3 protein-coding genes are annotated in these 1,049 nt (G+C 36.8%); all 3 read right to left on the bottom strand.

Translation table 11 applies throughout. From position 1 onward, the window contains the following. The coding region (locus tag ACGH6S_RS12190; RefSeq protein ID WP_411579002.1) for a DUF6246 family protein at window positions 1–204 on the bottom strand (204 nt) is incomplete at its 3' end. After that, window positions 205–687, bottom strand: coding sequence for a phage tail tube protein (locus ACGH6S_RS12185; protein ID WP_411579001.1), 483 nt, complete (start codon window positions 685–687; stop codon window positions 205–207). A gap of 11 nt (window positions 688–698) precedes the next feature. Next, window positions 699–1,049, bottom strand: a 351-nt coding sequence (locus ACGH6S_RS12180; protein ID WP_411579000.1) for a hypothetical protein, incomplete at its 5' end; no start/stop codon positions are given.

Below are 1,049 nucleotides of genomic sequence, written 5' to 3'. Positions count from 1 at the left end.
ACACGCTTCAAGTATTTTGTCAGCGCATTCTATGACAGATGTGAAATCGTCATTATTCATTTCGCCAAAAATGATAGAAAAAATCTCAACTATTTCATCTGGTTTACCTATCTTTGTCATATTAAGAAAAGATGGAATAAATAAATAATCAATTTCCTTATGATGAATTATAAATTCCCCAATGTCCTTTATTACTGGTTTCATCTACGGTTTTCCTGAGACTGGGATAACAGTTCTTGTTACATTGCCTGCACTTGTCCCCTCAATTGACCACGTGCAAACATCATCGTATGGGTATTCTTCCGTTAATGAAGACAATAAATAACAACCCTCAATCACCCTATTAATAATAGGATTTACAATTTTAATCCAAACATAAGGCTGTCCGTCAGTATCTTGCGATGGGCTTTCGATGTGGTCCAGCAAAACTCCTTGGTTTTGAATGTCATCACCACGGGATACACCATCAAACGATACTGTTTTTTCTTTAGTTGTAACCATTGATTCAGTTGTACCATCTTCAGATGTGTCGGCTGTAACATCAATGGTGTTCCAGTTCACGCCTCGTGACTTACCCCGAATCATTCCCAACCGCTTATAATCCTTTTCCGCAGGTCTTGTATCAGGATTACCTATTTTGTAATAGACGGCAATTTTCCGTCCTGTTCCTGCATTACTTTTAGCCATAAATGTACCTCTTATCTTGATATAATCATTTGAGCGGTAAATTCGAAAATAAACCGCCCCTCTTCTGTATTTGCTTGAGTTATTCCGCTGATTGGACTCATTGAAATAACATTGTTGGATTCAAAATCATCTAGCATAAATTGCCTGATTTCATCTGCTTTATCATTAACCGCTACAACGTCCGAATCATTAATCGCTGAAATAATTACAATCCTAAAATAATCTCGCGTTATCGCCTCACTAGCATTACCGCCTCCAGCAGGGACAATCACAATATATCTATTGGATTTTGTGTTTTTTACTTCAACCCATTTCCGAAATTGTAAAATGTAATCATCAAGTAAATTATGTGAATTCAGCCA

It is taken from the genome of Gilliamella sp. BG3 (genome assembly GCF_046635605.1).
GTDB classification, from domain to species: domain Bacteria; phylum Pseudomonadota; class Gammaproteobacteria; order Enterobacterales; family Orbaceae; genus Gilliamella; species Gilliamella bombi.
This window is presented reverse-complemented; position numbering and strand designations above follow the sequence as displayed.